The organism is Rhizobium leguminosarum, assembly GCF_010668065.1.
In the GTDB taxonomy this organism is placed as follows: Bacteria; Pseudomonadota; Alphaproteobacteria; order Rhizobiales; family Rhizobiaceae; genus Rhizobium; species Rhizobium leguminosarum_S.
On record NZ_WUEN01000003.1, the window covers coordinates 150231 to 176772 of the forward strand.

Annotated in this window: 23 protein-coding genes; 11 read left to right on the top strand and 12 right to left on the bottom strand. The window is 60.4% G+C overall.

All coding sequences use genetic code 11. The annotated features are described in order from the left end of the window. Positions 1 to 47: 47 nt before the first annotated feature. The 7 genes from GR198_RS09150 to GR198_RS09180 all read right to left on the bottom strand — a co-directional run bounded on the left by GR198_RS09150 (position 48) and on the right by GR198_RS09180 (position 7780). Entirely contained in the window at positions 48 to 1046 is a 999-nt protein-coding gene (locus GR198_RS09150; protein ID WP_164068466.1) for an AraC family transcriptional regulator, read from the bottom strand. A 997-nt stretch (positions 1047 to 2043) separates the two neighbouring features. Further along, on the bottom strand, positions 2044 to 3048 hold the full coding sequence (locus GR198_RS09155) for an Ldh family oxidoreductase (RefSeq protein WP_164068468.1): 1005 nt from the start codon (positions 3046 to 3048) through the stop codon (positions 2044 to 2046). 173 nt (positions 3049 to 3221) lie between these two features. Further along, positions 3222 to 4301 carry a quaternary amine ABC transporter ATP-binding protein gene (locus GR198_RS09160; RefSeq protein ID WP_164068470.1) on the bottom strand — a complete coding sequence of 360 codons (1080 nt, stop codon included), beginning with the start codon at positions 4299 to 4301 and terminating at the stop codon, positions 3222 to 3224. Next, entirely contained in the window at positions 4294 to 5181 is an 888-nt protein-coding gene (locus GR198_RS09165) for an ABC transporter permease (protein WP_012755274.1), read from the bottom strand. The genes GR198_RS09160 and GR198_RS09165 overlap by 8 nt, the downstream gene beginning before the upstream one ends. A 95-nt stretch (positions 5182 to 5276) precedes the next feature. Continuing rightward, positions 5277 to 6278: an ABC transporter substrate-binding protein gene (locus GR198_RS09170; protein ID WP_164068472.1), complete on the bottom strand. Its 1002-nt coding sequence runs from the start codon at positions 6276 to 6278 to the stop codon at positions 5277 to 5279. Between the two features lie 67 nt (positions 6279 to 6345). Further along, a complete protein-coding gene (locus tag GR198_RS09175; RefSeq protein ID WP_164068474.1) occupies positions 6346 to 7140 on the bottom strand; it encodes a pyrroline-5-carboxylate reductase family protein in 795 nt (264 codons plus the stop codon). Between the two features lie 10 nt (positions 7141 to 7150). Continuing rightward, entirely contained in the window at positions 7151 to 7780 is a 630-nt protein-coding gene (locus GR198_RS09180; protein WP_029871401.1) for a TetR/AcrR family transcriptional regulator, read from the bottom strand. Between the two features lie 147 nt (positions 7781 to 7927). On the opposite strand from GR198_RS09180, the gene GR198_RS09185 reads away from it, so the two are divergent. The 9 genes from GR198_RS09185 (at position 7928) to GR198_RS09225 (ending at position 17036) form a co-directional block, all read left to right on the top strand. Next, the gene (locus tag GR198_RS09185) at positions 7928 to 9964 is read left to right on the top strand and encodes an NADH:flavin oxidoreductase (protein ID WP_164068476.1); all 2037 of its coding nucleotides are present in this window, start codon (positions 7928 to 7930) and stop codon (positions 9962 to 9964) included. 49 nt (positions 9965 to 10013) lie between these two features. Further along, on the top strand, positions 10014 to 10619 hold the full coding sequence (locus tag GR198_RS09190) for a dimethylsulfoniopropionate lyase (protein WP_029871399.1): 606 nt from the start codon (positions 10014 to 10016) through the stop codon (positions 10617 to 10619). A 19-nt stretch (positions 10620 to 10638) separates the two neighbouring features. Continuing rightward, entirely contained in the window at positions 10639 to 11388 is a 750-nt protein-coding gene (locus tag GR198_RS09195) for an electron transfer flavoprotein subunit beta/FixA family protein (RefSeq protein ID WP_164068478.1), read from the top strand. A gap of 23 nt (positions 11389 to 11411) precedes the next feature. Next, entirely contained in the window at positions 11412 to 12341 is a 930-nt protein-coding gene (locus GR198_RS09200; RefSeq protein WP_164068480.1) for an electron transfer flavoprotein subunit alpha/FixB family protein, read from the top strand. Between the two features lie 15 nt (positions 12342 to 12356). Then, positions 12357 to 13052: a dimethylsulfonioproprionate lyase family protein gene (locus GR198_RS09205; RefSeq protein ID WP_164049259.1), complete on the top strand. Its 696-nt coding sequence runs from the start codon at positions 12357 to 12359 to the stop codon at positions 13050 to 13052. 152 nt (positions 13053 to 13204) lie between these two features. Then, the gene (locus GR198_RS09210) at positions 13205 to 14332 is read left to right on the top strand and encodes an S-(hydroxymethyl)glutathione dehydrogenase/class III alcohol dehydrogenase (RefSeq protein WP_003551033.1); all 1128 of its coding nucleotides are present in this window, start codon (positions 13205 to 13207) and stop codon (positions 14330 to 14332) included. Between the two features lie 3 nt (positions 14333 to 14335). After that, positions 14336 to 15172, top strand: coding sequence for an S-formylglutathione hydrolase (gene fghA, locus GR198_RS09215; RefSeq protein WP_164068482.1), 837 nt, complete (start codon positions 14336 to 14338; stop codon positions 15170 to 15172). Positions 15173 to 15226: 54 nt separating this feature from the next. Then, entirely contained in the window at positions 15227 to 15799 is a 573-nt protein-coding gene (gfa, locus tag GR198_RS09220) for an S-(hydroxymethyl)glutathione synthase (RefSeq protein WP_164068484.1), read from the top strand. Between the two features lie 226 nt (positions 15800 to 16025). Beyond that, positions 16026 to 17036, top strand: a complete 1011-nt coding sequence (locus GR198_RS09225; protein ID WP_164069041.1) for a GlxA family transcriptional regulator — start codon at positions 16026 to 16028, stop codon at positions 17034 to 17036. Between the two features lie 46 nt (positions 17037 to 17082). Here GR198_RS09225 and GR198_RS09230 read toward each other — a convergent pair whose 3' ends face one another. Both GR198_RS09230 and GR198_RS09235 read right to left on the bottom strand, forming a co-directional pair. Then, the gene (locus GR198_RS09230; protein WP_204337077.1) at positions 17083 to 18153 is read right to left on the bottom strand and encodes an FAD-binding oxidoreductase; all 1071 of its coding nucleotides are present in this window, start codon (positions 18151 to 18153) and stop codon (positions 17083 to 17085) included. A 10-nt stretch (positions 18154 to 18163) separates the two neighbouring features. Further along, on the bottom strand, positions 18164 to 19417 hold the full coding sequence (locus tag GR198_RS09235) for an aromatic ring-hydroxylating oxygenase subunit alpha (protein WP_164068487.1): 1254 nt from the start codon (positions 19415 to 19417) through the stop codon (positions 18164 to 18166). A gap of 111 nt (positions 19418 to 19528) precedes the next feature. Between GR198_RS09235 and GR198_RS09240 the strand changes: the two genes are divergently transcribed. Next, positions 19529 to 20416: a LysR substrate-binding domain-containing protein gene (locus GR198_RS09240; RefSeq protein WP_164068489.1), complete on the top strand. Its 888-nt coding sequence runs from the start codon at positions 19529 to 19531 to the stop codon at positions 20414 to 20416. Positions 20417 to 20427: 11 nt separating this feature from the next. Here the strand turns inward: GR198_RS09240 and GR198_RS09245 are convergent, their stop codons facing one another. Both GR198_RS09245 and GR198_RS09250 read right to left on the bottom strand, forming a co-directional pair. After that, positions 20428 to 22080: an acyltransferase gene (locus GR198_RS09245; RefSeq protein ID WP_164068491.1), complete on the bottom strand. Its 1653-nt coding sequence runs from the start codon at positions 22078 to 22080 to the stop codon at positions 20428 to 20430. 255 nt (positions 22081 to 22335) lie between these two features. Further along, a complete protein-coding gene (locus GR198_RS09250; protein ID WP_164068493.1) occupies positions 22336 to 24333 on the bottom strand; it encodes a putative bifunctional diguanylate cyclase/phosphodiesterase in 1998 nt (665 codons plus the stop codon). Positions 24334 to 24513: 180 nt separating this feature from the next. Here GR198_RS09250 and GR198_RS09255 point away from each other — a divergent pair, with 180 nt between their 5' ends. Further along, a complete protein-coding gene (locus tag GR198_RS09255; protein WP_164068495.1) occupies positions 24514 to 25551 on the top strand; it encodes a class I SAM-dependent methyltransferase in 1038 nt (345 codons plus the stop codon). A gap of 125 nt (positions 25552 to 25676) precedes the next feature. Here GR198_RS09255 and GR198_RS09260 read toward each other — a convergent pair whose 3' ends face one another. Further along, entirely contained in the window at positions 25677 to 26534 is an 858-nt protein-coding gene (locus GR198_RS09260) for an NmrA family NAD(P)-binding protein (protein ID WP_029871384.1), read from the bottom strand. Between the last annotated feature and the right edge of the window lie 8 nt (positions 26535 to 26542).

Sequence of the window (26542 nt, forward strand, 5' to 3'; positions counted from 1 at the left end):
CCCGCGTTAGCGCCGGCCACCTGCTTACTCGCCGCAAGCTGAGGCCTTTATCGTCGCATCACGCGCTTCCTGGTGTCGGAAGGGTATTCTCCGTATGTGGTTTTATAGACTGCCGAAAACCGGCCGAAATGAAAGAAGCCCCATTTGAGGCAGATGGCCTTCATGGTCTCCTTGCTCTCGGGATCGAGCAGTTCCTGGCGCGCGGCACGCAGCCGAAGCGTCAGCAGATAGGCGGCGGGAGAGGTTCCCCTGAACGCACGAAAACCGGTCTCGAGCGCCCGGCTGGATACGCCGGCCGCTTCGGCCACCTTCGGCATGGTAATCGGCTGATCGATATTGGCATGCATGAATTCGATCGCCCGGCGGACATGCCGGGGGGCGATCAGGGCCGGGCCACTCTCCAGGAAATGCGACAGCCGGTGCGGCACCAGGCGTACCACCAGATCGGCGAGCGCCTGCGTCATATGCGCCATGGCGATCGGCGACTGCAGCAAGGGGCCATCGTCGCGCATGCCTAAGATGATCGTTTCCGTGAGATTGCCGATCAACCGGCCTTCCGGCTTGGACAGATCCAGCTCGGGCAGCAGGTCGAGGGAGCCGCTGAACGGCATCTCGAACGTCTGGCCGATCGTTTGCAGGATGACAGGCCAGTTGATCAGCAACTCGTCGATGACGTTCGATCGCCCATGCATGATGACGCTGTTGGGCTCGAAATTATTATAAAGAAGCAATTTTCCTTGCCCGGCCTCGGCGACGCGGGACCCGTAGGTTACCCCCATGCCACCGCTGCGTGGCACGACGATCGACAGATACTCCGCCGTATCGACGGTTGGCTCGATGTTGAACTGAAACTCCGCCTCGTGATAACCGGTGAGCAGGACGGCCTTGTCACACACCGAGAAATCCAGTCCCCAATGGAAGTCCTGGGCGCGGCCGACAGGCTCTGCATCAAACGCACCGAAAGCGCCGCCCAGCGTTTCGACCATGTTGTCGAAGGACGAGCCGCTAAATCGAAATGAGAATGGCGCAGTGCTATTTTCTGTCATCCTGCTCCCATTGTTCGAGGTGGCTGTTTCGACATGCCCTTCTCCGCCGCTTGCAGGTGCCGGCGCGACGCGACGCCGGCGAGAGTGTCGGATTGGTGCACGTACTTCTGCAAGTGCCAGTCGTCATGGATGGTCGTCCTGCCCCGCGGCGCTTCATCAGAGCCTGTAGACGGCATGGATGAGCGGCCTTGGACGTATATTAGACGATTGTTGGATAGAGTGCAGCAGCTTGTAGCGGAGCAGGTGGATCTCCGCGTGATACCGGCATCGAGATCAGCGGTTTGTGCCAGCTGATGCAGGCCGAATTCGGGCATGGCAGAGGTCAAAAAGACCAACCCATTGAATGCATTAGTTCCCATCCGGACCAGGAACTGACAGAACCCGCGGCCATTGGCAAGACGTCACGCTGCCTGCGATGACGACAACCCGCTGATAAAACGATTGCGCTGAAGGAGCGATTTTAAAGCTGTATCCGCCATGCCACAGGTTCAACCGCGGCGATCTGGCCGAGATGCGCATCATCTGGAGCTTGTAGAGAGCGCCCCAATTCGCAAGCCGCGCAGTCGCCTGCCGAAGGGTCTTAGTGGACCGCTTAAAGATGGCCTTCGGCAGGCAGACAGGCATGCAGGCATACGCACGGGATGGAGTGCGTATGTACGAGCCCTTCCATCCTTTGGGGGGTGATGGATGGACGGGCTTGGCTTTGGGACCGCAAACCATCATGGCCTTGGTCGAGATTGATCTTACTGTTCCTCAGCTATGGAGCAATTGTCACGTCCCGATTTTGTCGGCCAACCGGCTTTTCGTGACGCAGTCTGGACTGACCTTGCGCAAAATGTATAGGTAAGCACTTGCTTGAAAGCTGCCTGTCTTGCGCAACGAGCTGCGGAAAGAGGATAGAGATCTTCAATTTCCCAATGCGCACCAACGATGGGAACTTCGGCATGATGCCGCCGGGCACGATGCATTCGGTTCTTTGAGTTGAGTAATGATTTTCTTACTGAAGGCGCAAGCGACGGATCGTTTCCAACACGCCTATATCGATTTCAAGGCTATCGGTTTCCGTGACGCTCGCGGGCATCGCTCTGTCTCCGGGGATACGGACTCCCTTGGAGCGCAGCCGTTCCAATTGGGCCTTGGCGCGCTCCGGGAAATCCGAATCCACGGCCGCGGGGAAGAGCGCGATCACGGTCATTCCTGCATTCACCGGGTGCTCGCCCGAGAGAAAGTGGCCCGCATCGAGCGACCATGCGGCCCCGGAAAGACCCGCAGCGAGCATCTCGACGATAAGGGCGATATTGCCGCCCTTGTAACCGCCGAAGGGCAGGAGAGCGCCGAGCATCGCCTTGACCGGATCGGTGGTGATTGCGCCGGTCTCGTCGATGGCCATGCCGTGAGCAATCGGCGCTTGCGCCTTTGCCGCCTCGGCAAGCGTTATGAACGCCGTGGCACTCGTCGCCTGGTCGATGACGACGGGCGGCAAGGGTTCCGGTAAGGGCACGCCGAAAGCGAGCGGATTGGTGCAGTAGACGCGCTCCCCGCCCTCGGCAGCGGCCATCAAGGCCGGTCCGTTGGCGGCGGCGATAGCTATCAACCCGTCCTGAGCGAGGCGCCGGACGTAGTATCCCAGTTCCCCGGCGGTATAGCTGTTTCTTTGCGTGAGGACGGATATGCCGAAGGTTTTCACGCGCGTCGTGAAGTCGTCGAAAATGAGGTCAAATCCGAGCTGCGCTATGCCGCCGTCCGCATCGGCCTGGATCAGGGCCGGCAGCACATGGTCGAAGCGGGGGTTGGCGTCTCCGTTGATCCGCCCCTCGCGCAGGCTGGTGAGATAATCGACGAAATGCGGAAAACCGAGTTCGGTGCGCCCGAAGCAGGCGGCCGACAGCGTTGCATCGACGAGCGCCTTTGCCATGGCCGGGCTGCCGCCGCAGGCGAGGCAGGCTTCGAGCGCCAGGTGGCGGAGCTCGTCGATCGGCATTCTTATCCTCTGCCCGGCCATCACAGCTCCAATGCGGCTCGTCTGCCCAGGCCGATCAGCGAAAACAGACGCGGGAAGAGTTTTGACATGGTGATCCCCCAGGCGTCAGGCGGCCGACTTCCCAGTTCCAGCGATGGCGACGTGCCTGATATCGGTGTCGCCAACGAAACGGAAAGACGGCCGCATTTGGAGCGTCAAAGTGCGACCGAGAGGGCGCTGTCGCGTCGGGGAGCCGCCTCCTGCGAGTTCACCATCGCGCCCGCGAGCTGGCGGAAGGTGACAAGCCCCAATGCTTCCCCGGATGGTGAAACCACCCTGGCATCGTCGTGCGCCGCCGATGCCAGGATCCGGACGGCATCTTCGACGGTCGTGCCGGATGCGATCGTCAATCCGCCCGGCACCGCACCGGAATGCAAGGATGTCATGATGGCATCGACCTGGATGACCCGGCCTCGATTGACCTCCTTGACGAAGTTGGCGATGTAGGAGTCGGCCGGACGCAGAACGATGTCCTGGCTGGTGCCCTGCTGGATGACTTCGCCATCGCGCAGGATCGCGATCTGGTCGCCTAGCCGAAGGGCTTCGTCGAGATCGTGGGTGATGAAGACGATGGTCTTCTTGATCTCCTTCTGAATGTCGAGAAGGACCGTCTGCATATCGGTGCGGATCAAAGGGTCGAGCGCCGAATAGGCCTCGTCCATCAGCAGAACCGGCGCATCGTTCGAGAGGGCACGCGCCAGCCCGACGCGCTGCTGCATGCCGCCCGAGAGCTGGTTGGGATATTTGCTCTCGAAGCCCTTCAGGCCCACCCGCTCCAGCCAGCCCATGGCGACGTCGACGGCTTTCGAGCGCTCCATGCCCTGCACTTCGCGGCCGAAGATGGTATTGTCGAGAACATTCCTGTGCGGCAGAAGTGCGAACTTCTGAAACACCATTGCCGTCTGGTGCCGGCGAAACGTCCGCAATTCGGTCTCGTTCATTTTCACCACATCGACGCCGTCGACAAGCACTTCGCCGGCGGTTGGATCGATCAGACGGTTGATGTGGCGGATGAGCGTCGATTTGCCCGAACCCGAAAGGCCCATGATGACCTGGATGCGGCCCGAGGGTATCTCGACATTGATATCTTTCAGGCCGAGCACGTGGCCGTGCTTTTCGTTGAGCTCGGTCTTCGACAATCCCTTCTTGACGGCATCGACATGAGCGCCAGGATTGGGACCGAAGATCTTGTAGAGGTGGCGGATCTTGATGCCGCCGAAACGTTGATCAGCCATGGACGATCTCCCGATGCTTCTGGAGCCGTTTGCCATACGCCTGGCTGACCCGGTCGAAGATGATGGCAATGCCGACGATGGCAAGGCCGTTGAAAATACCCAGGGTGAAGTACTGGTTGGCGATGGCCTTCAGAACCGGCTGGCCAAGGCCCTGGACGCCGATCATCGAGGCGACGACGACCATGGCGAGCGCCATCATGATGGTCTGGTTGATGCCGGCCATGATGGTGGGAAGCGCCAGCGGCAGCTGGACCTTGAACAGCTTCTGCGAGCTCGACGTTCCGAACGCATCGGCTGCCTCGAGCACGTCCTTGTCGACCAGGCGGATACCGAGGTCGGTCAGCCTTATCATCGGCGGGATGGCGTAGATGACGACGGCAATCAGTCCCGGCACCTTGCCGATGCCGAGCAGCATGACGACAGGGATCAGATAGACGAAGCTCGGCATGGTCTGCATCACGTCGAGGATCGGATTGATAACGCGCTGCAGCCGGTCGGAACGCGCCATCAATATCCCCATCGGAATGCCGATGGCGATGGAGAGCACGGTACAGACGAAGATCATCGAGACCGTCCGCATCGTATCGTCCCACATGTCGAAATAGCCGATCAGCAGCAGTGTGACGAGACAGCCGAGGACGATCTTCAGGCTGCGGCTCCCAAACCATGCGATGACAAGGATGATTGCCGTAATGATCGGCCACGGCGTCTGCGTCATGAAGCGGTCGGCGGCGATCAGGAAATGCTGCAGTGGGGAGAACAAGCTTTCGATCGCGTCGCCATAGCTGCGGGTAAATGCGCGAAAACCGTCATCGATCGCCTTCTTCAGATTGCGAAGGGCATCGTCATCCATATGCGGGAATTTATAAAACCATTCCATTCGGTTCCCCTTTTTCTTCAAAGAGCCGTGGCAGTCTTTTTGATTTTATCGGCAGCGAGAGGCGGTGCGCACTAAGCGCACCGCAGTAGTCGGCGTTAAAGAGCAGCTTCGATCTTCGTGGCTGCCTCAGGCGAGACCCACTTGGTCCACAGGTCCTTGTTTTCTTTGAGGAAGTGCTTGGCACCGTCCTCGCCGGTCGCCTGGTTGTCGGTCATCCACGCCATGAGCTTGTTGACCGTGTCGTTGCTCCAGGAGCGCTTCGTCAGGTAGTCCATGACTTCAGGGCCGACCTTTTCCGAGAAAGGCTTTGCAACGAGGGTGACGATCTTGTCGACCGGCCATGCATTCGGCTTCGGATCGGGGCAATCGGCGACGGTATTGCAGCGCTTCCATTCGGCGGCGTCGTTCGGAACGCCGGCTTCCAGCTTGACCATCTCATACTTGCCGAGCAGCGCGGTCGGCGCCCAGTAGTAGCCGGCCCAGCCTTCCTTGCGTTCGTAGGCCTTGGAGATCGAGCCATCGAGGCCGGCAGCCGAGCCGGTATCGACGAGGGTGAAGCCGGCCTTGTCGGCTTCGAAGGCCTTGTAGAGCTGCGTGGTCACCACGGTGCCGCCCCAGCCCTGCGGCCCGTTATAGATGGCGCCCTTCTTCGCATCCTCAGGAGCGGGGAAGAGTTCCGGATGCTTCAGCACGTCGCCGATGGTCTTGATGTCAGGATGGGCGTCGGCCAGATATTTGGGAATCCACCAGCCCTGGACGCCGCCATCGGGCAGCGGAGAGCCGACCTGAACGATCCGGCCTTCTTCCGTTCCCTTCTTGACGACGTCGGGGAGCAGGTCGATCCAGGCTTCGGGCGCGATGTCCGGCTGGCCCTTTTCGGCCATCGAGGTGATCGTCGGGACGGTATCGCCGACGGTGATTTCGGCCTCGCAGCCATAACCTTCGTTCAGGATGAACTTGTCGAGGTTGGAGAGAACCTCTGCACTCTGCCAGTTCATGCTGGCGATGGTGACAGTGCCGCATTCGGCGGCGCTGGCGAAAGACGCCCCGCCGATCAGGCCGAACGTCAGACATGTCGATGCGAATAGTTTTTTCATTCTCGTTCCCTCTGTTTAGCGGCCGGTTTTGCTGAGCGGGGCGCCGCAGGACCCACTCCAACGGTTGTCAGGAAGCGTCTCCCATACTCACCGATTTCTTGAATGCCGCCGATAGTCCCTTCGCGACCGAAGCGTCGAACCCCGCAACGCGCATACCTTCGATGGCTGCCGCAGTCGTGCCGCGATAGCCGAGAAAGGTTTGAACGACATCGTCAGGAGATTCATCTTGGCGCTCCAGCAGACGGCCGGCGCCTGTGATCACCTTGTTGACGGCGCGCCGCGCAATCTCCGCCGGCAGGCCATTGGCGACGGCGTCGCGCATCATGGCGGCGGCGAGCAGCGCCGGGAAAGCCGGTCCGGAACCGGAAAGACCGGTGAGGTAATCGATGTCGCTTTCCCTTGCGACCTCGTCCTCGGATCCGCATGCCTGAAAAATCGCGCGGACGACTGCCCGGTCGTCTTCGGTGACACCGCTCGCACCAATCCACGGCGTATAGGACTTGGCCACTTCGGCGGCGGCGTTCGGCAAAGCGCGGATGACGCGGCCGGTGTTGTGGCGCTCGGAAAGTGCGTCCAGGCGGATGCCCGCCATGACCGAGATGATGAGCTTGCCGCCGGCATCGACATCAAGAGCATGCCAGTCATAAGGACGGACCGAGAGGACGATCACATCCGAGCGGTCGGCAAGCGCCTGATTGTCGGTGGTCAGGAAAGAATCCGGGAAACGGCGCGGCTGCTCGCTGCGATAGGAGAGGGAGAGGTTTCGAGGTTCGACCAGCCTGGCATCAAGGATCGAGCCGGCGATTGCTCCGCCAAGCCAACCGCCGCCGCCAATGATACCGATCCTCAAGGAAGCGCTCATCCGGCTCTCCCTAACCCGGCCTGTAGCCATGCCGCGAGAAGAAGCGATCGAGCTCCCTCTGCTGCGGCACTTCGCCGGTGTAGATCGCGATATATTCGGGGATCCGTTTCATGCGGACGGCGAGTTCCTCCTTGGCTTGCATCGAGATGTATCCGATCTGCACGAGGTAAGTTGTTCGCGCTCGGACATCTGATGTCGCTTCTGGTAGCCCGAAGCGAATAAACATCCGCTTGAGGGCTTCCAGGCGAAGCTGGTCGGCTTGCCGAACCTCGGCGAGAATCTCGTCGGACTGCAGCGCCCAGCTGCGCACGGCGAATTCGAACCTGGCGTCGAACAGATCATTGTTGAGCCAGCAGTCGAAGACGTTGAGCATCGCCTCGGCGAGCGATTCCGCGTAGGCTTCGGACTGCTTGACGATGTTGCCGGTGTTTTTGTCGCGCCACCGCGCCACGAGCCCGGCCAGCAGTTCCTCCCGGTCCTTGAAGAACCAGTAGAAACTCGTGCGCGAGAGGTTGAGCTTCTTCGCCAGCGGCAGAATTTTCACCGAATCCACGCCGGAATCCAGCAGCGAGTGGTAAGCTGCTTCCAGCCATCCCTCCTGTGATCCGCGCCAGCCAGTGTCGTTCAAAGCCTGATCCATGGGCTATCTCCTATCAAATTGTGAGGCGGCACACAAGAAAAATGTACATCAGTGTCGAAAACAACGACCAGGTTGTTTTCAATATTGACACATATGTACATTGTGCTTAGCGTCTCCTCTGATGTTTTTAATCCGGAACCACGGCCCATGTCGAACGATCCCCTTCTTCAGCCCTATCAGCTCAAGCATTTGACGCTGCGCAACCGTATCATCGTGACCTCCCACGAACCGGCCTATCCGGAAGACGGCATGCCGAAGGAGAGGTATCGCGCCTATACCGTGGAGCGGGCAAAGGGCGGGGTGGCCTTGACGATGACGGCAGGCTCGGCCGCGGTTTCCAGGGACAGTCCGCCGGTCTTCAACAACCTGCTCGCCTACAAGGACGAGATCGTGCCCTGGATCCGGGAAATGACCGATGCTGTGCATGAAGAGGGTGCGGCGATCATGATCCAGCTCACCCATCTCGGCCGGCGCACGCGCTGGGACAAGGGCGACTGGCTGCCGGTCGTGGCGCCGTCGCATCATCGCGAGGCTTCCCACCGCTCCTTCCCGAAGAAGATGGAAGATTGGGACATTGAGCGCATCATCAAGGATTTCGCCGACGCTGCCGAGCGCATGAAGGCGGGCGGCATGGACGGTGTCGAACTGGAAGCCTACGGCCACCTGATCGACCAGTTCACGTCTCCGCTCACCAACGAGCTCGACGGTCCCTATGGCGGCTCGCTCGATAACCGTTTGCGCTTCTGTCTCGACGTCTTCAAGGCAATCCGGCAAAGAGTGGGGAACGACTTCATTCTGGGCGTGCGCTACACTGCCGACGAATGTCTTCCCGGCGGCACCGGCAAGGGTGACGGCATCGAAATCTCCAGGCGCCTGAAGGCAAGCGGCCTCATCGATTACCTCAACGTGATCCGCGGCCACATCGATACCGATGCGGGTCTCACCGACGTGATCCCGATCCAGGGCATGGCGAATTCACCGCATCTCGATTTCGCCGGCGAAATTCGCGCCGCAACCGATTTCCCGACCTTCCATGCGGCGAAAATCCCTGACGTCGCCACCGCGCGCTACGCGATCGCCTCCGGCAAGGTCGATATGATCGGCATGACCCGCGCCCACATGACCGACCCGCACATCGTCCGCAAGATCATCGAAAAGCGGGAAGACGATATTCGTCCCTGCGTCGGCGCCAATTACTGTCTCGATCGCATCTACCAGGGCGGGGCCGCCTTCTGTATCCACAATGCCGCCACCGGCCGCGAACTGACCATGCCGCATATCTTGGAAAAAGCCGACGCCAAGAAAAAGGTCGTCATCGTCGGCGCCGGCCCGGCCGGTCTGGAAGCGGCGCGCGTCGCCGGAGAACGCGGCCACCAGGTCGTGGTTTTCGAAGCGGCGAACAATCCCGGCGGCCAGATCCGCCTCACCGCCCAAAGCGAGCGCCGCAGGGAGATGATCAGCATCATCGACTGGCGCATGAGCCAGTGCGAAAAATACGACGTCACCTTCCATTTCAACACCTGGGCGGAAGCCGATACCATCGAGGCCGAGAACCCCGATGTCGTCATCATCGCGACCGGCGGCTTGCCGCATACCGAGGTTCTCGCCAGCGGCAACGAGCTGGTGGTCTCGTCATGGGACATCATCTCCGGCGACGTGAAGCCTGGAACCAACGTGCTGATCTTCGACGATGCCGGCGACCATGCCGGCCTTCAGGCGGCCGAATTTCTCGCCAAGGCCGGCGCCAAGGTCGAGATCATGACGCCGGACCGGTCCTTCGCGCCTGAGGTCATGGCCATGAACCTGGTGCCTTACATGCGGTCTCTGCAGAAGCATGACGTGACCTTCACCGTTACCTACCGCCTCGAAGCCGTCGAGAAGAGCGGCAACCAGCTCGTCGCCCATGTCGGCAGCGATTACGGCGGGATTGCCAGGCAGCAGAGCTTCGACCAGATCGTCGTCAATCATGGGACCATTCCGCTCGATGAGCTCTATTTCGAGCTGAAGCCCAGCTCGAGCAATCTCGGCGAGATGTCGCACGATCAGCTTCTTTCCGGAGAACCCCAGTCCGTCATTCGCAATCCTGACGGCAAGTTCCAGCTGTTCCGGATCGGCGATGCGGTCGCCGCACGCAACACGCATGCCGCCGTCTATGACGGGCTGCGCATCGCGAAAGATATCTGATCGCAAGGAGCGGGCCGCTTGCCGGCCGATCGTCTCGGGAGGTGATGACATGAGTTTACGCAATGAAAGCCTGCAGACTTTCGTGGATGCGGCTTTCGTGGCTTTTGACCAGTTCGCCGAGGCTCCGGAAGCCCGCCGCTCGATCCGCCAGATTTTTGCAGCGCTGGAGCGCCCGGGAGCCCCGCGTGCGGGAGAGGGAAGCCGATTGCCCGTGTGCGCTCAGCTTGATGTAGCGCTCTCGATCGATACGTCCTATCCTTCGCTGACGAGATTGATCGACGGGTTCAAAGGCATCGAGCCAATGCTTGAATGGCGTCGGCGCACCAAGTATGACCACACGGCCAGCGACAATTTTGTCGATGGGCATGCCAATGCGATGATTATCGGCCCGGGAGGATTGGAGGAGCGGAGCGACCTGTGGTTCGGCGTGACGTTGATGGCGCCTCAGGTGCGCTATCCCGACCACGTTCATGCGCCAGAGGAGGTCTACCTCGTACTGTCCGAGGGAGAGTTCCAGCAGGGGGAAGGGGACTGGTTTTCGCCTGGTATCGGCGGATCCTTCTACAATGTCCCCGACATCAAGCATGCCATGAGGTCGCTCGACACGCCGCTCTTCGCCTTCTGGGCATTACTTGCCGAACGGCCAGCAGTTTAGAAATAAAGGGGGGTTGCCCATGAAAATTCTCGTGCCCGTCAAACGGGTTGTCGACTACAACGTGAAGATCCGGGTGAAGCCGGACGGCACGGGTGTCGAGCTGACCAATGTGAAGATGTCGATGAACCCGTTCGACGAGATCTCGGTGGAAGAAGCGTTGCGGCTGAAGGAAGCCGGCAAGGCCGAGGAAGTGGTCGTCGTTTCGATCGGTCCTGCCAAGGCCGAAGAGACGCTGCGCACCGCACTTGCCATGGGCGCCGACCGGGCGATCCTGGTCGAGACAGACGATGCTGTAGAACCGCTCACGGTTGCCAAGATCTTGAAGGCTGTCGCCGATGCCGAACAGCCCGGTCTGATCATCGTCGGCAAGCAGGCGATCGATGACGACAGCAACCAGACCGGCCAGATGCTGGCGGCGCTGATGGGAATTGCCCAAGCGACCTTTGCCTCGAAGATCGAGATCGGGGACGGCAAGGCTCAGGTCACCCGCGAAGTCGATGGCGGCCTGCAGACGATCGAGATCAAGCTGCCGGCGGTTGTCACCACCGACCTGCGCTTGAACGAACCGCGCTATGCCTCGTTGCCGAATATCATGAAGGCGAAGAAGAAGCCGCTCGATAAGAAGAGCCCTGATGATTTCGGTGTCGATACCACGCCGCGCCTCAAGGTGTTGAAGACCGAGGAGCCGTCGGGCCGCAAGGCCGGCGTCAAGGTCAAGTCGGTCGCCGAGCTGATCGACAAGCTCAAAAACGAAGCCGGCGTGCTTTAAGCCAGAACTAAGGAGCCATCATCATGACCATTCTTCTTCTGGCTGACCACGACAATGCAAGCCTGTCCGACCAGACCGCCAAGGCGCTGACGGCAGCCGCAAAGATCGGCGGCGACGTGCATGTGCTGGTTGCCGGCAAGGCCGCCAAGGCTGCTGCCGATGCCGCTGCCAAGCTTGCCGGCGTCTCGAAAGTGCTGCTGGCCGAAAGCGACGAACTCGCCAACAACCTTGCCGAACCGCTCGGTGACCTGATCGTTTCGCTGGCTGGCGCCTATGACACAATCATTGCCGCCGCGACCTCCGTCGGCAAGAACGTTCTGCCGCGCGTCGCAGCCCTGCTCGACGTTGCCCAGGTCTCGGAGATCATCGAGGTGATCTCGTCCGACACCTTCAAGCGGCCGATCTATGCCGGCAACGCCATCCAGACGGTGCAGGCAACGGACGCCAAGAAGGTGATCACCGTGCGCACAGCATCCTTTGCTGCTGCGCCCGAAGGTGGCTCGGCAACGATCGAGGCGATCCCGGCGGTTTCCGATCCTGGGCTTTCGACCTTCGTCGGCGATGCGCTGTCGGCCTCCGATCGTCCGGAACTGACATCGGCGAAGATCATCATCTCCGGCGGCCGGGCACTCGGCTCGGCCGAAAAGTTCAGGGAAGTCATCCTGCCGCTCGCCGATAAGCTCGGTGCTGCCGTCGGCGCATCCCGTGCTGCCGTCGATGCCGGCTATGCCCCGAACGACTGGCAGGTCGGCCAGACCGGCAAGGTGGTGGCGCCGCAGCTCTATATTGCCTGCGGCATTTCAGGCGCCATCCAGCATCTGGCCGGCATGAAGGATTCGAAGGTCATCGTCGCCATCAACAAGGACGAGGAGGCGCCAATCTTCCAGGTCGCCGACTACGGATTGGTCGCCGATCTCTTCGATGTCTTGCCGGAATTGGAAAAGGCGCTCTAGCGGGGGAGACCGAACGTGGTGCGCGTCGTGGGACGTCCAAACAAACCTGGTGCCGACCTTCTCCTGAACGATGACGAAAAGCCGGCATACATACGGCTGCACGACATCGGGAGGGAGAGGCGCTCTCGGCCGCTGCAGGAATTCCTCAATGATGTCGGCGGCCTGATGCTGTCGGCGGAGGCTCCTGCCGTCGCCAGCTTCGTCGCGGGCAAGGTTCTCCAGAGGCTGCTCAAGACCGGCAAGGTGCGTCCGGAGGGCGGGCCTCTTCCCGGTGCGCCGGAAGGGCTGGATGACGCCATCGGCCATCTTGCGAAATCCGGACGGAAATACGAGGCGATCGCCGGCCAGTTCCAGAGTCTCGCCGATAAGCTGCTCTGGAGACGCGGCCGCTCCGGTCCGTTTGCAAGTCTGAATTTTGGCAATACGCACTCCCATGCGGTCTTGGTCGGTCCCGGCGGCATGGAGGAACGCGCCGACCTCAGGGTCGGCGTGATCTACATGGATCGCTACACAAGATTTCCCGATCATGTTCAGACGCAGCCCCGCGCCTTCATTCTGCTTTCGCCGGGTGAAATCTGCCTTGGCAATTCCCAATGGTTCTCTGCCGGTATCGGCACGGTCTTTGCAAACGACGCCGGGCAATCCTTCGCGATAAGATGCACAGCCCGGCCGCTGCTTGCTGTCTGGTGCCAGATTGAGCGGGAGACGTGATGGGGTCCTTGACGACAATGGGTCCGAGATGAACAAAAAGCCCGAAGGCGAGAGCTTGAAGTCTCGGCGGTAACGCAGCGAAGCAGATCGGTGAGAAGCCGCCCCTTCGAATATGTAGCATCAGAATTCAATTTAAGAGGAAGGATATCAAAATGGACGTTCGCGCCGCCGTTGCCGTTCAGGCAGGAAAACCGCTCGAAGTGATGACCGTGCAGCTGGAAGGGCCGCGGGCCGGCGAAGTGCTGGTGGAGGTCAAGGCGACGGGCATCTGCCACACCGATGATTTCACCCTGTCGGGCGCCGATCCGGAAGGCCTCTTCCCGGCGATCCTCGGCCATGAGGGCGCCGGCATCGTCGTCGATGTCGGCCCCGGCGTCACTTCGGTGAAGAAGGGCGACCACGTCATTCCGCTCTACACCCCGGAATGCCGCGAATGCTATTCCTGTACCTCGCGCAAGACCAACCTCTGCACCTCGATCCGCGCGACCCAGGGCCAGGGCGTGATGCCGGATGGCACCTCGCGCTTCTCGATCGGCAAGGACAAGATCCATCACTATATGGGCTGCTCGACCTTTTCGAACTTCACCGTGCTGCCGGAGATCGCCCTTGCCAAGGTCAATCCCGACGCGCCGTTCGACAAGATCTGCTACATCGGCTGCGGCGTGACCACCGGCATCGGCGCCGTCATCAACACCGCCAAGGTCGAGATCGGCTCGACGGCCATCGTCTTCGGGCTCGGCGGTATCGGCCTCAACGTTCTGCAGGGCCTGCGTCTTGCCGGTGCCGACATGATCATCGGCGTCGATATCAACCCTGACCGCAAGGCATGGGGCGAGAAGTTCGGCATGACCCACTTCGTCAATCCGAAGGAGGTCGGCGACGACATCGTGCCCTACCTCGTCAACCTGACGAAGCGCCACGGCGACCTGATCGGCGGCGCCGACTACACGTTCGACTGCACCGGCAACACCAAGGTGATGCGTCAGGCACTGGAAGCATCGCACCGCGGCTGGGGCAAGTCCATTATCATCGGCGTTGCCGGCGCCGGCCAGGAAATCTCCACCCGTCCGTTCCAGCTGGTTACCGGCCGCAACTGGATGGGAACCGCCTTTGGCGGCGCGCGCGGGCGCACCGACGTGCCGAAGATCGTCGACTGGTACATGCAGGGCAAGATCCAGATCGATCCGATGATCACCCACACCATGCCGCTCGAAGACATCAACAAGGGCTTCGAGCTGATGCACAAGGGCGAAAGCATCCGCGGCGTGGTCGTGTACTGAGCCATGAAGACGATCTCGACCGAAAATTCTCATGGCGGCACCCAGGGCGTTTACGTCCACCGCTCGGATGTCTGCGACTGCGACATGACCTTTGCGGTCTTCCTGCCGCCGCAGGCCAAAGCACGAAAGCTGCCGGTTCTATGGTACCTTTCCGGTCTGACCTGCACTCATGCCAACGTCATGGAAAAGGGCGAGTATCGGCGTCTTGCCGCAGAACTCGGAATCATCATCATCTGCCCCGACACCAGTCCGCGGGGCGATGCCGTCCCGGACGAACCGGATAATTGGCAGTTCGGCAAGGGGGCCGGCTTCTACGTCGATGCCACCGAGCCGCCATTCGCACAGAACTATCGGATGTACAGCTACGTCGTCGATGAATTGCCGAAGCTTATCGCCGCCGAGTTTCCGGTCGACATGACGCGACAGGGGATCTTCGGTCACTCGATGGGCGGACATGGCGCGATCACGATCGCGCTCAAGAACCCTGGACGCTTCGGCAGCTGCTCGGCCTTCGCGCCGATCAGCCATCCCTCGGTCTCCGGCTGGTCAAAGCCGGCATTCCAGAAATACCTCGGATCGGATGAGACGGCCTGGCGGGCATATGATGCCTGCTCCCTTATCGAAGACGGGCACCGGTTCCCCGAATTCCTCGTCGACCAGGGGACGGGGGATAGCTTCCTGGAGGATGGATTGCGCCCCGAAGAGCTCAGGCAAGCCTGCGAGACGGCCGGCATCAGCCTGCGGCTTCGCATGCAGGAAGGCTACGGCCACTCCTACTTCTTCATTTCGACATTCATGGAAGACCATCTGCGCTGGCACGCGCGGAGATTGGGAGACTGATTGCAGAGCTTGGCCGGGCATATCGCAAACGGCCCAGAAGGGGAGGAGAAACCCATGACCAGCATAGCCATACATCCGGCAGTGGATTCAGGCTTTCGGGCGACTGACGCTGCTTTCGCAGGCGGGACGCTCGTCTGCAAGTGCACAAGCAACCCCGTGAAGGTCAGGATCAAGAGCGATATCGCCCACAATCACGCCTGCGGCTGCACGAAGTGCTGGAAGCCCGACGGCTTCGTCTTTTCAGTCGTGGCCGTTGCGCCGACCGAAAGCGTCGAAGTTCAGGAGAATGGCGACAAGCTCGCCGTCGTCGATTCCACAGCCTTGATCCAGCGCCACGCCTGCAAGGAATGCGGTGTGCATATGTATGGGCCGGTCGTGCGCGAACATCCGTTCCAGGGATTGTCGTTCGTCCATCCGGAACGCTTTCAGGAAAGCGGCTGGGCGAAGCCGGGCTTTGCGGCCTTCGTGTCGTCGATCATCGAAAGCGGCTTCGACCCCGCGAAGATGGACGCCGTGAGAGCGCAGTTGAAGACGTCCGGCCTCGAGCCTTACGATTGCCTAAACCCTGGCCTTATGGACTACATCGCAACCTGGATGGCCAAGAAGAGCGGCGTCCTGGCCGCGTGATTTGACCCTGGGGAGCGCCGACGCGGTGCTCCCCAGCAAAGCCGCCGCTATCCGGATATCGAGATATTCCGTGATGGCCGCGCGCCGGCCTGCCGGCCGCCCGGGCTAGCCGGATCGAAGCCAAGGGAAACATTGGACAAACCCATTTTCATTGACGATCATGATCCGCTAGCGCATGTCTTTCGGATTCGATGAGCACGCTCTTACAGGCGGCAGGGGGATGAATATGCGATCCGGGCAGCAGCGGCAGGGAGACGACGCCGCGAGGGCGGCTGAGCGGCTCAAGGTGGGCTTCGTTCTGGCGCGATCGTTCACGCTGTCCGCCTTCGCGCTCTTCGTGGATACGCTGCGGCTTGCCAGCGACGAGCAGGATCGTTCCGGAAGGGTCCTTGCCGACTGGCAGGTGATCGGCAGCACGCGGCACCTGATCACCTCGAGTTGTGGCGTCCAGGTCGCTCCCACGTCCGATTTCGTCGATCCGTCGAAGTTCAATTACATCGTGGTCGTCGGCGGCCTTCTGACGGTGGAGAACCCTGTCGACCAGGAGACCATCGCTTTTCTCAAGCAGGCGGACGCCAAGAAAGTGCCGCTGATCGGCGTGTGCACGGGTTCGTTCATTCTTGCCGCGGCTGGCCTGATGAAGCGGCACGAGTCCTGTGTGAGCTGGCTGCATTATAAGGAGTTTCGGGAGCGGTTTCCCGACCTCAGCGTTCGCTCCGATCGGCTCTTCAATCTCGATCGCCAGCGCGGATCGTGCGCAGGCGGCAGCAGCTCCGCCGACATGGCGGCGTTGCTGGTCCGAAAATGTATCAGCCGCGACGCCGAACGAAACGCGCTGGAGGTCCTTCAGATCGAAAAGGCCCGTGCTCCGGCCGACATACAGCCCCGGCGTCCGCTGTACGACGACTATGACGACGCCCGCGTCAAGGCGGCGATGATTACGATGGAACAGTTCGTCGATGGCAGCATGTCTATCCAGAAGCTTGCCGCCATGGTTGGTCTGTCGAGGCGGCAACTGGAGAGGATCTTCATCGACAAGACCGGAATGTCTCCTGCCAAGGCCTACAATCGTGTTCGCATGGAGCGGGCGAAATCGATCCTTGTCCAGTCGAAGGCGCCGCTGATCGAGATCGCGCTGGATGTCGGCTTTGAAAACGCCTCGCAGTTCACGAGAACCTTCAAGCGCACATTCGGGCAAACGCCGTCACAGCATCGTGCCGCTTCGAGAGCGCACTGAGCCCGCAATCTCGCAACATCTAAGTAAGTCCCTGTTATGTCGGCGTTCACCGCTCGATGACCAGATCGCTGAGCGGCTTGGAGCAACAGGGCAGGAAGAAGCCGGCGTCGATTTCCCTCTGACGGATTCCGCCATTGTGGTTCATGTCGACCGTGCCTGACGTAAGCTTCGACTTGCAGGTGCCGCACACGCCATTCGCGCAGGACGACGGGATCCTGACGCCTGACTTCTTCGCACAAGAGAGCACGCTCTGGTCGCCTGTTACCTCGATGCTGCGGGCCTGCTTCGAGAAGGTGACCTGAAAGACCCTCGCCGCGGCCTCCTGAGCCGCAGGGATTTCGGGCTCGTCGATGACCGCTGCGTCGAAGCTTTCCTCGAGGTAGTTCGAGCCGGGCACGCCGAGTTCGGCGGCAATGCCGCGCGCGGCGGCCATGAACGGGGCGGGGCCGCAGCACATCACGGTTCGCTCGGCGATATCGGGAACGGCAAGCCGCATATAGTCTTTCGAAATGCGACCGGTCAGGCCGGGCCAGGACGGCTCGCCGGCCACGGTCTCCGGGAGGAAATGCAGGCGAAGGCCTTTCAGCCTGCGGGCGATGCAGGCCAGTTCGTCGCGAAAGATCAGATCCTGCGGCGTCCGTCCCGCGTGCATGAAGACGACGTCGGCAGGTTCGCAACTGTCGGCGAGTTCCCGCAGAATGGACATGACGGGGGTAATGCCGGAGCCACCGGACAAAAGCAGAAGCTTGCGTCCCGCCGTCTCGGGCCTGACGAAGTGGCCGAGTGGCCCGTTCGCCTTAACGGTCGCGCCGGGAACCAGGGTGTCGTGAAGCCAGTTGGAGATCTTTCCGCCGGGAACGCGCTTCACCGTCACGGAGAAAGCGTTCGTCCGATGCGGCGAGGAGGAGATGCTGTAGCACCTGTTTTCAGCGTCTCCATTATGTTCCAGGTCGAACAGAAAATACTGCCCGGCCTTGAACGCGAACCGCTTGCCTTCGCGCGATGCGAAGGTGAATGTCTTGACGTCGTGGGTTTCCTGCTGGACGTCAAGGCAGACGAGCGCGTCGTCTTCTTCCGGGTTCCAGACGTCGTGAAGGGCGGCCCTGGCTGCGGGCATCTGCGGGCTTCTAGTATCCATGGGCGCGCATCCGATCGATGTACCAGCTGGCGAACTTGTCGAGATTCGTCTCGGAAAAGCGGGAGTAGGGGCCTGGCTGATAGGCCGGGTCGAGAGTGCCTGCATGGGAGCGCGCGACGAGATCGGCGTCCTGGTCAGTCGTCGCGACCCAGACATCCGTCAGCTTGTCGAGATCGTAATCCACGCCTTCGACGGCGTCCTTGTGGACTAGCCACTTGGTTCTCACAAGCGTCTTGCCCGCCGAGAGCGGAATGACGGTTGCCACCACAGCATGGTCGCCCATGAAGTGGTTCCAGCTGTTGTGGCCCCAAAGATGCGTGTCGCCGAGATCCTTGCGGGTCATGTGCCCAAGAAGCTTGGAGGATGCGGCGGTGGCGTCGTGGGTCTGGGATTCGCCAGCGCCTGCGATGATCAGCCGCTGGGTGCGGAAGTTGGTGGCGCAGTCGGCGAGCTGCTCGACGGCCGCCGAGGGGAAGCCGTCGGACTCCCAGGCGTTCGTGCGCTCTTCATACAGCCTGAAATGCTCCTCGGCCTGTTCGCGATCCTCCGGGCTCAGCGTCTCGGGGTCGAAGCCGAAGTCGAGATCGACGAAGGAGACACAGAGCTCCGGATGGTTGGCGGAGCAATGGTAGCATTCGCGATTGTTTTCCATCGTGAGCTTCCAGTTGCCATCCTCGATGACATCCGTTTGGAAGGCAACCTTTGCGTTCCGGATGTCGTAGGGGGCGAGGCGCTCGGTCATGGCCTGTTCGAGGATAGCAATGTCCTCGGGCGGATTGTCGGAGAGACAGACATAAATCAGCCCGCCGATCGACTTGAAAGTGACGGGCTTGAGGCTCCGACATTCCTTGTCGAAGTCCTTGCCCATGTGAGGCGCGTAGCTGAGCTCACCCGTCAGTTCGTATGTCCAGGTGTGATAGGGACAGACGAGTTTTGAAACGATCGTCTTGCCCGGATCGAGAAGGCGGGAGCCGCGATGGCGGCAGACATTGTGCAGGACGCGAATTTCTCCGTTGTCGTCACGCAGAAGGATCAGGCTCGTCTTGCCGATATCGATCACCGTGGCGTCACCGGGTTCGGGAACATCGCAATCGAGACCGACACAGATCCAGTGATTGTGGAAGAAGACGTCGATATCTGCTTCGAACACGTCTTCCCTGACGTAAAGGCCGGCCGGCAGGGAGTGACCGTTGGCACGAGCGTCGAGAAGGGCAGAAATGGAAGATGGGAGCTTGTTTAGCATCAGAACCTCTTATGCGAGAGTTTCCCTAGATTGCCCTTGCAGTGCCGCTGTTTCAACGGCATAAAAAATTAGGTTCGCATAAGTTTTTATCATGCGATGAGGAATTCTGGGATGCACTTTAGAAGACGGATCCCGTCGCTGACGGCACTGGTGACCCTGGAGGCGGTGCTCAGAAAGAAGAGCTTCACCACGGCTGCGACCGAACTTGGTGTCACCCAGGCGGCGGTCAGCAGGCAGATTGCATTGCTGGAGGAGGAATTCGGCCAGCCCCTATTCGTGCGCAAGCATCGAGCGATCGAGCCGACGGCGGCATGCATCAACCTCGGAGCCACGCTGGCCAAGAGCTTTGCCGATATTGCCGAGAGCGTGGAAGCGCTCCAGTCGCGCAGCCAGGACGTGTTGACCATAGGGGCGACCGTTGCATTCTCTTCCTTCTGGCTGCTGCCGCGGCTGGCCGAGTTTCGCCGTGCGAACCCCGGCATCCTGGTGCGGGTGATATCCCAGGACAGCCCGATCGCTCTCGATGACGGAGAAGTCGATGTGGCAGTTCGATATGGTGTGCCTCCGTTCAGCGATAGCACCGTCATCGCCTCGCATGGCGACGTCATCTGCCCCGTCTGCTCCCCCGACTATCTCAAGCGTCGCGGAGATGGCGCGCTCGGCTCCGCCGACGAATTCATCGAGACGGATGTTCTCGATCGTTCCTGGTATAGCTGGGCGCAGTGGTTTTCGCTCACCGGCGCCAACCTCGAGGTAAAGCCGTCGCTTCGGTTCAACCACTATACCGAAACCATCGCAGCCGCGCGCGCAGGGCAAGGGATTGCGTTGGGATGGCGTATGCTGGTGGGCACCTTTCTGGAGGATGGAACCCTGGTGCAGGTCGACGGCGGCGAGCTTGCCGCGGAAGATCGTTACAACGTGATCGTGCCCGTCAAAGCCAAGCGAAGCAACGCACGCGACCTTGCCGCCGCCTGGCTGACGGCATCACTGCACGGGTGATCGAAGCGTAGTCACAAACCCAGTCCCACAGCTGCCGTTCGGTGAACGCCTTTCGGGACGAAGGCGAAGCGATCCGCCAGTCCCAGGAAATCGGCCGCCAGGTGAATGACGGAAAGCCACATTTCCGTCCCCTGCAGGCTCGGTTCGGCACCATCGGCAAAGGGGAATCCCTCGCCATCCCGCCATCTATCCAGAGCCCTTGATATGACCTTGCGGGCGATCGCCTCGCCGTCGGCTCGTCTGTAGTCGGTCTGCCGGGCAATCAGCAGCAGAGGATGAATCGTATCGAGCAGGTTGCACGCATTGTATTTTGCAGCAACGAAGCCCTTGTGGTTGCGGTAGTTAAGGTGAACCGTTTCGAGTGAGGCGTGCGGGTGGGGAAGTGCCACGCCGAACTGGGCGTAGGTGCCGCGCGTCAGGCGATAAAAGCCGTTCACCGGTTGAAGCCATCCTTCCGCCGCGGTCGGTTCACCCCACAGTCCCGAAACGCTGTTGGCATTGCGGCTCAGCCACTCGAAGAGCGCCTGCCGTGAATGCCTGATGCCGAAATACCTAGCATTGAAGTACATGGCGGTTCCGATCGCATCGACCACGCTTCCGGCGTGCCATGCCCGGGGCGACCAGGGCAGGCCGCTCAGCCATTCATCCAGCTCCCCGGCGCCGAGCTCGACCGCATGGACCGGTTGGCGTGGACCGGAACCAAGCAGTTCAAGCGCATAGCCAACCGCAAGGACGTTATAGAGCGCCTTTGGGTCATCCCTCAGCGCCTTGCCATGCATTCGCGCATGCTCTTCCGGGAAAAGGCCGGTCTCTTGGTCCTGCAGACCTTGGAGACGCTCGACGGTCTCCGCCGCATCGAGATCGGGCGGCAGGTGGCCGAAGCCGGCAGCGATCTCGATTGCATCGCAGAGATGCCGGATCGCCGGTCTGCGGATGCCGTCCGCTTCCAGCGATTCATAGGATCCTTGCGTTTTCCAGCGTGCAAGGATGTCCGGCCACTGGTCCTGCGCTTTCTGGCCGAGCCTCACCAATTGATCTTCGATGTCGCCGGTGCCGGTTTTCCGGGGTGCCGAGCCTCGGCTCCGCAACACCCGGGCCGGTACGCCACCGGCAATCGCCATGGCGGGAATGTCTCCAGCGACCACCGCTCCGGCGGCGATCACCGCACCATTTCCAATCGTGGCGCCATCGAGGATCACGCAATTGGCGCCGATCCAGACATCGTCGCCGATCACGATGCCGATGCTGACGACACCCTGGCGGTGTATAGGAATAGTCGGATCGTCGAAGCCATGATTGAAGCCGACGATCGAGGCATGCGAAGCAATCCGCACGCCATGACCGCACGTCACCTTCCCGGAAACACAGGCATAGGGATTGATGGTGCAATCGTCGCCGAGGATCACATGGCCACGAACGAGGGCGTACCCGGCGATCCACGACCGCTCGCCCATCGTGAGGCTTTCGGTGAAGATTGCGGCATTCTCGGCAATGTAGGACGTTTCGGCTAGCTCCGCACTGCATGATCGCCTGAGTTCCGCCTTGCGGGCAAGGTGGGCCGGATGACGGAGGTCGGACGCAATGTGTTCCCAGGTCAGGTATTGAAGCCTGCGCGCTTCCCTCTCTTCGCTTGCCGAGGTTTGCTGGCTATTGACGTGATCCATCCTGCTCCTCATTCCCAGGTTCAACCGCCGAATATTCGTCTGATTCAGCGATCCGTTACCTCGCTGCATCAGACGGCCTGATTCGTCCAAAAGCAAGACTTCCGGCAATAGCGGCGCAGCCTTCGTCGAGATGGCTCCAATTGCTTTGATCGGGTTCGGCCTCGCGCCGGTCCGAATTCGCGATTTGGAGAGACGTCATGCGCCACGCACCGATCATCGGCAACGTGCTGAGCCATCTGGAAACTTTGAGGCGAGTTATGCGGCGTTCAGAAGTTCAGCGCTGACCGGCATTCCCATATGAAAGCCCTGGACGCGGTCGATGCGGAGATCCTTGAGAAGGGAAAATTGTGCTGCAGTTTCGACGCCTTCCACCAGGATCGTATTCCCACGATTGCGGATGAGAGCAATCATGTCCTGAAGCATCATCAAACCGCGTGGGTTCGAGCAGTCGTGCAGGAAGGTTCTATCGACCTTGACCGTCTGAAACTCGATTGCCCTCAGCCAAGAGAGGCCCGCGAAGCCGCAGCCGAAGTCGTCAAGCCAGATCTCGACGCCGAGTGCCCGCAGATCGGCAATGCATTTAAGCACCTCCGACTGCATATCCATGTCCAGGCCCTCGGTGACTTCCAAGGCTAGTCGCGACCCGCAGACCCCGCATCGAGCAAGGATATCAGCGACACTGGCAGCAAAGCCGGGGGAACGCAGTTGTATCGGCGACACGTTGACGCTGACGGTCGCCATGCGATCGGTCATCAGTATATCCCGGCATGCCGTCTCGATCGCCCACCTGCCCAGTTCGAGGATAGCGCCACTTCGTTCAGCAACCGGAATGAATGTCTTCGGCGAAACCGCGGTGCCGTCCGGCATCCTGAGGCGCATCAAAGCCTCGACAGCTCTTGCTTTCCCGTTCGTCACGTCGAAGATCGGTTGGTACACGAGCGAGACCAGTTTGCGATCGATAGCGGCCGCCAGCAGCGGGACGAGTTTGCCAGCATGGTCGTCGGGGCGAGGCAAAAACGGATCAAAACTGCGAATGCAGTTTCGGCCACTTGCTTTGGCATTGTAGAGAGCGAGGTCGGCTTCACGTACTATTCGTTCAACTTTCTCTCCAACTTTCTCGCGGGTGAATGCGATGCCGATGCTGACGGTTACGGTCGACATGTCATCTGGTCGCTCGTCATGAGCAATCGCAAGAGACTCGACTTCCATTCTGATCTTCTCGGCGAGAGTCATCGCAACCTTGGGAAGGGCAGCCGGCATGACCACGATAAACTCCTCGCCACCATACCTGCCGATCATGCCATCGGACGAGCCTACAACCGCCTTCAGCGCATTGGCGATGACAGTCAGGCATCGGTCTCCTTCCTGATGTCCGTAGCGATCATTGAAGCGCTTGAAAAAGTCGACGTCGATGAGGAACACGGAGAAGTCGCGGCGTTCGTCTTTCCAGGCGGCCCAGCATTCGTCGAGCCGCCGATCCAGTGCGCGTCTGTTGCCTATGCCTGTCAGGTAGTCGGTATGTGAAAGCTCGAGCAGTGATCTTCCGCGCTCGGACGCTTCCCAGTGCTGGTGGCGAGCCTCCGCTGCGTTCAACAACACGTTTCGACGCTCCACGTTCAATCGCCAATTGACGAAAGACGTGAAGGCAAAGCACGAAATGTAGAACATCCCGAAGGCAAGCTTGTAGGTTTCGCTTGAAGGAAAAAATTCCACGATCGTAATGAAAAATGCGCATAGAACGAGGCCCGAGGTGATCACCGAAAGCCGAAACGGGAAACTGAAAAACAGGTTGGCGCCCATCATGAAGATGGCGCCGAATATCATGTAGTATGACATGGCGGTGACGTCGCGGGTAGCAATCGCCGGGTAAAGCCAGCCTACATAGCCCACGAGCAGTGCAGCGGCGCACGTGATGTCAAGCCAGACGGTTTTCGCATTTGCCAGTCGCAGGATTTCGAACGCCAGCAGCGCGATCGTTGCAACGACGAATCGCGCGGCGATCGTCATAGGAGCAACGTCAGGGATCAGCCATCGGTCGGGAAGTGCGAAGGCCACATAAACGGCAACCGCCATCCAAAGACCTTGCCGAGAGCTCCGCCTCCGGACAGCATCATTTTCAGTTTTCAGAGATTTGAGAGCCTCGGCGAATGAAAAGCTGGCGGTTGATTCGTCACTCTGGACATTAGTGCAAGCCGCGATCATGCAACGACGCCGGCCTGACAGCCATCTAAAGTATGTTGAAAAGTAAGCCATACTTCGGCGCCCTCCAAAATCGCGTTCGGCGACCTGCAACCGGTTTGTCTTATTGCTTAGCTTTGTTAGAGGGGTAGCATCTGACCCGCAAGAGTAGAATTACCCTTATCCCGTGTGGATTCTAGTCGCATCCTATTTCGAGGTTGATTATGCTTAACGCTATATCAAGGGGATCTCGAAATGGCACAAAGCCTGGTCTTGGACGGTGAAAGTCTTGTTGCGCCCGGCGAAATTCGTCGGGTGGCAAGGAGGGTTGCTGCCCCAGATCCCGGCCACCTGATCGTTGCCAGAGCCGAGCTTGCCCTCAGCCTTGACGTGTCGATCCGTCAGTTCAAGTCCGGCGTCGAGCCCAATGCGATCATCGAGCGTCTTGCCGAGGCCTTGCACCAGATACGGCGGCGCTTTCATCCGGAGGTGTGGGACGTCATCGTTCCGATCGCGCAATCCCATCCCGTTGCTCACTATCTTCATCAAGATCCATTGACCCGCTGGTCGTTCGAAAAACCGCGCGGCTATTCTGGCGACGCACGCCTTCTCGACTTCATATACGGCAGACCTGAAATCGAGGACGCCGTCTTGTCAGCGAGCAACTTGGGACGTTCGATCTACGCCTACACTCGAAATGCTTCGTCATCCGTCGCGGTAAGGGAGCGTCGAGACATTCTGGCTCGCCGCGTGGACGAAATCGCTTCGGCCCGGCCTGGTTCCACCGAAGTCCTCGCCATCGCCGCCGGGCATCTTCGTGAGGGGCCTTTGTCGCGCGCTCTCAGCGCCGGCTCGATCAGACGCTGGGTAGCTTTGGATCAAGACCCGATAAGCGTTGGAACCGTCGCCCGCGATTTCGCCGGCACGTCCGTCGAAGCGGTGAACGGGTCGGTCAAATCCCTGCTCGGTGGGAGGCATGCGCTGGGAATGTTCGATTTCGTCTATGCCGCGGGTCTCTACGACTATTTGCCGGACGCGGTAGCCGTAAGGCTGGCCAGGAAGTGCGTCAGCATGCTGAAGCCTGGCGGCACATTCCTATTTGCCAACTTCTCTCCGGAGACGGACGTCGATGGTTATATGGAGACATTTATGAACTGGGCGCTGCTGTTGCGGTCGGAACGAGAGATGGGCTTGATCGCCAGTGAAAGCGTGACCGGGGCGGATGTGAAGGTCTCTGTTTGGCCCGGCTCAAACCGCAGCATTGTCTACTGTGAAATTAAAAAACCGCATTAGGCCGCATGTCTGCCGTCCAATCCGGTAGTCTTCGGGTAGTCCCTTAGTTCAAAATCCGGGGTCGACCCTATCAGAGGTTGCATGAGAAAGGGCGTGGCTGCTCTCCGCCACGGCCTTTCAGCTGTTTATCGGCCGGGGCAAATCAGACGGCCCATGGCTGTGTCCAGTGTTGTCGTGCCCTTCACCGGCTCGCCCTCGAACCGGATCCAGCCTTCGTTGAAGCCATCGATCATACGTATCCGCGGGAGGGGGTTCTGCATGCCCTGATCGGTGAAAATCTGCTCCCAGGTGTCGCGGGCGACCGGCTCCGCCCGGACGGGTTTGCCGAGGATGGATGATAGGACAGCGGCGATATCGTTGGGCGTGACGCCCTCTGGCCCCATCAACTCGACGACCTGCTTGCCCACCCACTCGTGCTGCAGCAGTTCTGCCGCCTTGGCTGCGACGTCGAGGACAGAAACCATCGGATAGGGCTGATCGAGCGGCTGCAGGAAACTCGAGAGGACACAGGTCTCGCGCGCCGGCGCGATATCCCAGGCCGTGTTCTCCATGAACCAACCGGCACGCAGAAAGGCGATTGGCATTGGCAAGGCAGATAACGTCTGTTCGACGAGACCGAGCTGGCTCAAGAGGTTAGGTTCTCTGGCCTGCGCGCCGATGGTGGAGAGGCAAACGACCTTGGCGGGACGAGACGAAAGAAGCGCGGTCTTCAGGGCCGCAATGACAGCGCGCACTTCCATAAAGCCGGGGGTCGGATCGAAGGTCGGCGGGATCAGCAGAAAGACGCCGTCGGCGCCGGCGAAAGCCTTGGTGAGCGCATCGGCGTCAGTCATCTCGGCCAAGGCCAGTTCCGCGCCCTTGTCCTTCCATTCCGCTGCTTTCTCCGCATTGCGCGCGACGGCGCGTATCGGCACTCCCGCCTTCAGCAGACGCGCGGCGACAATGCCTCCGACTTGGCCTGTTACTCCGGTGATCACAAACATGGTTAGAC

What these genes read in the sequence shown, in the direction of transcription:
- GR198_RS09165 (WP_012755274.1), bottom strand. Translation starts at nt 5,181, where the DNA reads ATGGAATGGTTTTATAAATTCCCGCATATGGATGACGATGCCCTTCGC.
- GR198_RS09245 (WP_164068491.1), bottom strand. Translation starts at nt 22,080, where the DNA reads ATGGATCACGTCAATAGCCAGCAAACCTCGGCAAGCGAAGAGAGGGAA.
- GR198_RS09155 (WP_164068468.1), bottom strand. Translation starts at nt 3,048, where the DNA reads ATGGCCGGGCAGAGGATAAGAATGCCGATCGACGAGCTCCGCCACCTG.
- GR198_RS09180 (WP_029871401.1), bottom strand. Translation starts at nt 7,780, where the DNA reads ATGGATCAGGCTTTGAACGACACTGGCTGGCGCGGATCACAGGAGGGA.
- GR198_RS09195 (WP_164068478.1), top strand. Translation starts at nt 10,639, where the DNA reads ATGAAAATTCTCGTGCCCGTCAAACGGGTTGTCGACTACAACGTGAAG.
- GR198_RS09240 (WP_164068489.1), top strand. Translation starts at nt 19,529, where the DNA reads ATGCACTTTAGAAGACGGATCCCGTCGCTGACGGCACTGGTGACCCTG.
- GR198_RS09255 (WP_164068495.1), top strand. Translation starts at nt 24,514, where the DNA reads ATGGCACAAAGCCTGGTCTTGGACGGTGAAAGTCTTGTTGCGCCCGGC.
- GR198_RS09250 (WP_164068493.1), bottom strand. Translation starts at nt 24,333, where the DNA reads ATGGCTTACTTTTCAACATACTTTAGATGGCTGTCAGGCCGGCGTCGT.
- GR198_RS09175 (WP_164068474.1), bottom strand. Translation starts at nt 7,140, where the DNA reads ATGAGCGCTTCCTTGAGGATCGGTATCATTGGCGGCGGCGGTTGGCTT.
- GR198_RS09170 (WP_164068472.1), bottom strand. Translation starts at nt 6,278, where the DNA reads ATGAAAAAACTATTCGCATCGACATGTCTGACGTTCGGCCTGATCGGC.
- GR198_RS09190 (WP_029871399.1), top strand. Translation starts at nt 10,014, where the DNA reads ATGAGTTTACGCAATGAAAGCCTGCAGACTTTCGTGGATGCGGCTTTC.
- fghA (WP_164068482.1), top strand. Translation starts at nt 14,336, where the DNA reads ATGAAGACGATCTCGACCGAAAATTCTCATGGCGGCACCCAGGGCGTT.
- GR198_RS09160 (WP_164068470.1), bottom strand. Translation starts at nt 4,301, where the DNA reads ATGGCTGATCAACGTTTCGGCGGCATCAAGATCCGCCACCTCTACAAG.
- GR198_RS09235 (WP_164068487.1), bottom strand. Translation starts at nt 19,417, where the DNA reads ATGCTAAACAAGCTCCCATCTTCCATTTCTGCCCTTCTCGACGCTCGT.
- GR198_RS09230 (WP_204337077.1), bottom strand. Translation starts at nt 18,153, where the DNA reads ATGCCCGCAGCCAGGGCCGCCCTTCACGACGTCTGGAACCCGGAAGAA.
- GR198_RS09200 (WP_164068480.1), top strand. Translation starts at nt 11,412, where the DNA reads ATGACCATTCTTCTTCTGGCTGACCACGACAATGCAAGCCTGTCCGAC.
- GR198_RS09260 (WP_029871384.1), bottom strand. Translation starts at nt 26,534, where the DNA reads ATGTTTGTGATCACCGGAGTAACAGGCCAAGTCGGAGGCATTGTCGCC.
- GR198_RS09150 (WP_164068466.1), bottom strand. Translation starts at nt 1,046, where the DNA reads ATGACAGAAAATAGCACTGCGCCATTCTCATTTCGATTTAGCGGCTCG.
- gfa (WP_164068484.1), top strand. Translation starts at nt 15,227, where the DNA reads ATGACCAGCATAGCCATACATCCGGCAGTGGATTCAGGCTTTCGGGCG.
- GR198_RS09210 (WP_003551033.1), top strand. Translation starts at nt 13,205, where the DNA reads ATGGACGTTCGCGCCGCCGTTGCCGTTCAGGCAGGAAAACCGCTCGAA.
- GR198_RS09185 (WP_164068476.1), top strand. Translation starts at nt 7,928, where the DNA reads ATGTCGAACGATCCCCTTCTTCAGCCCTATCAGCTCAAGCATTTGACG.
- GR198_RS09225 (WP_164069041.1), top strand. Translation starts at nt 16,026, where the DNA reads ATGCGATCCGGGCAGCAGCGGCAGGGAGACGACGCCGCGAGGGCGGCT.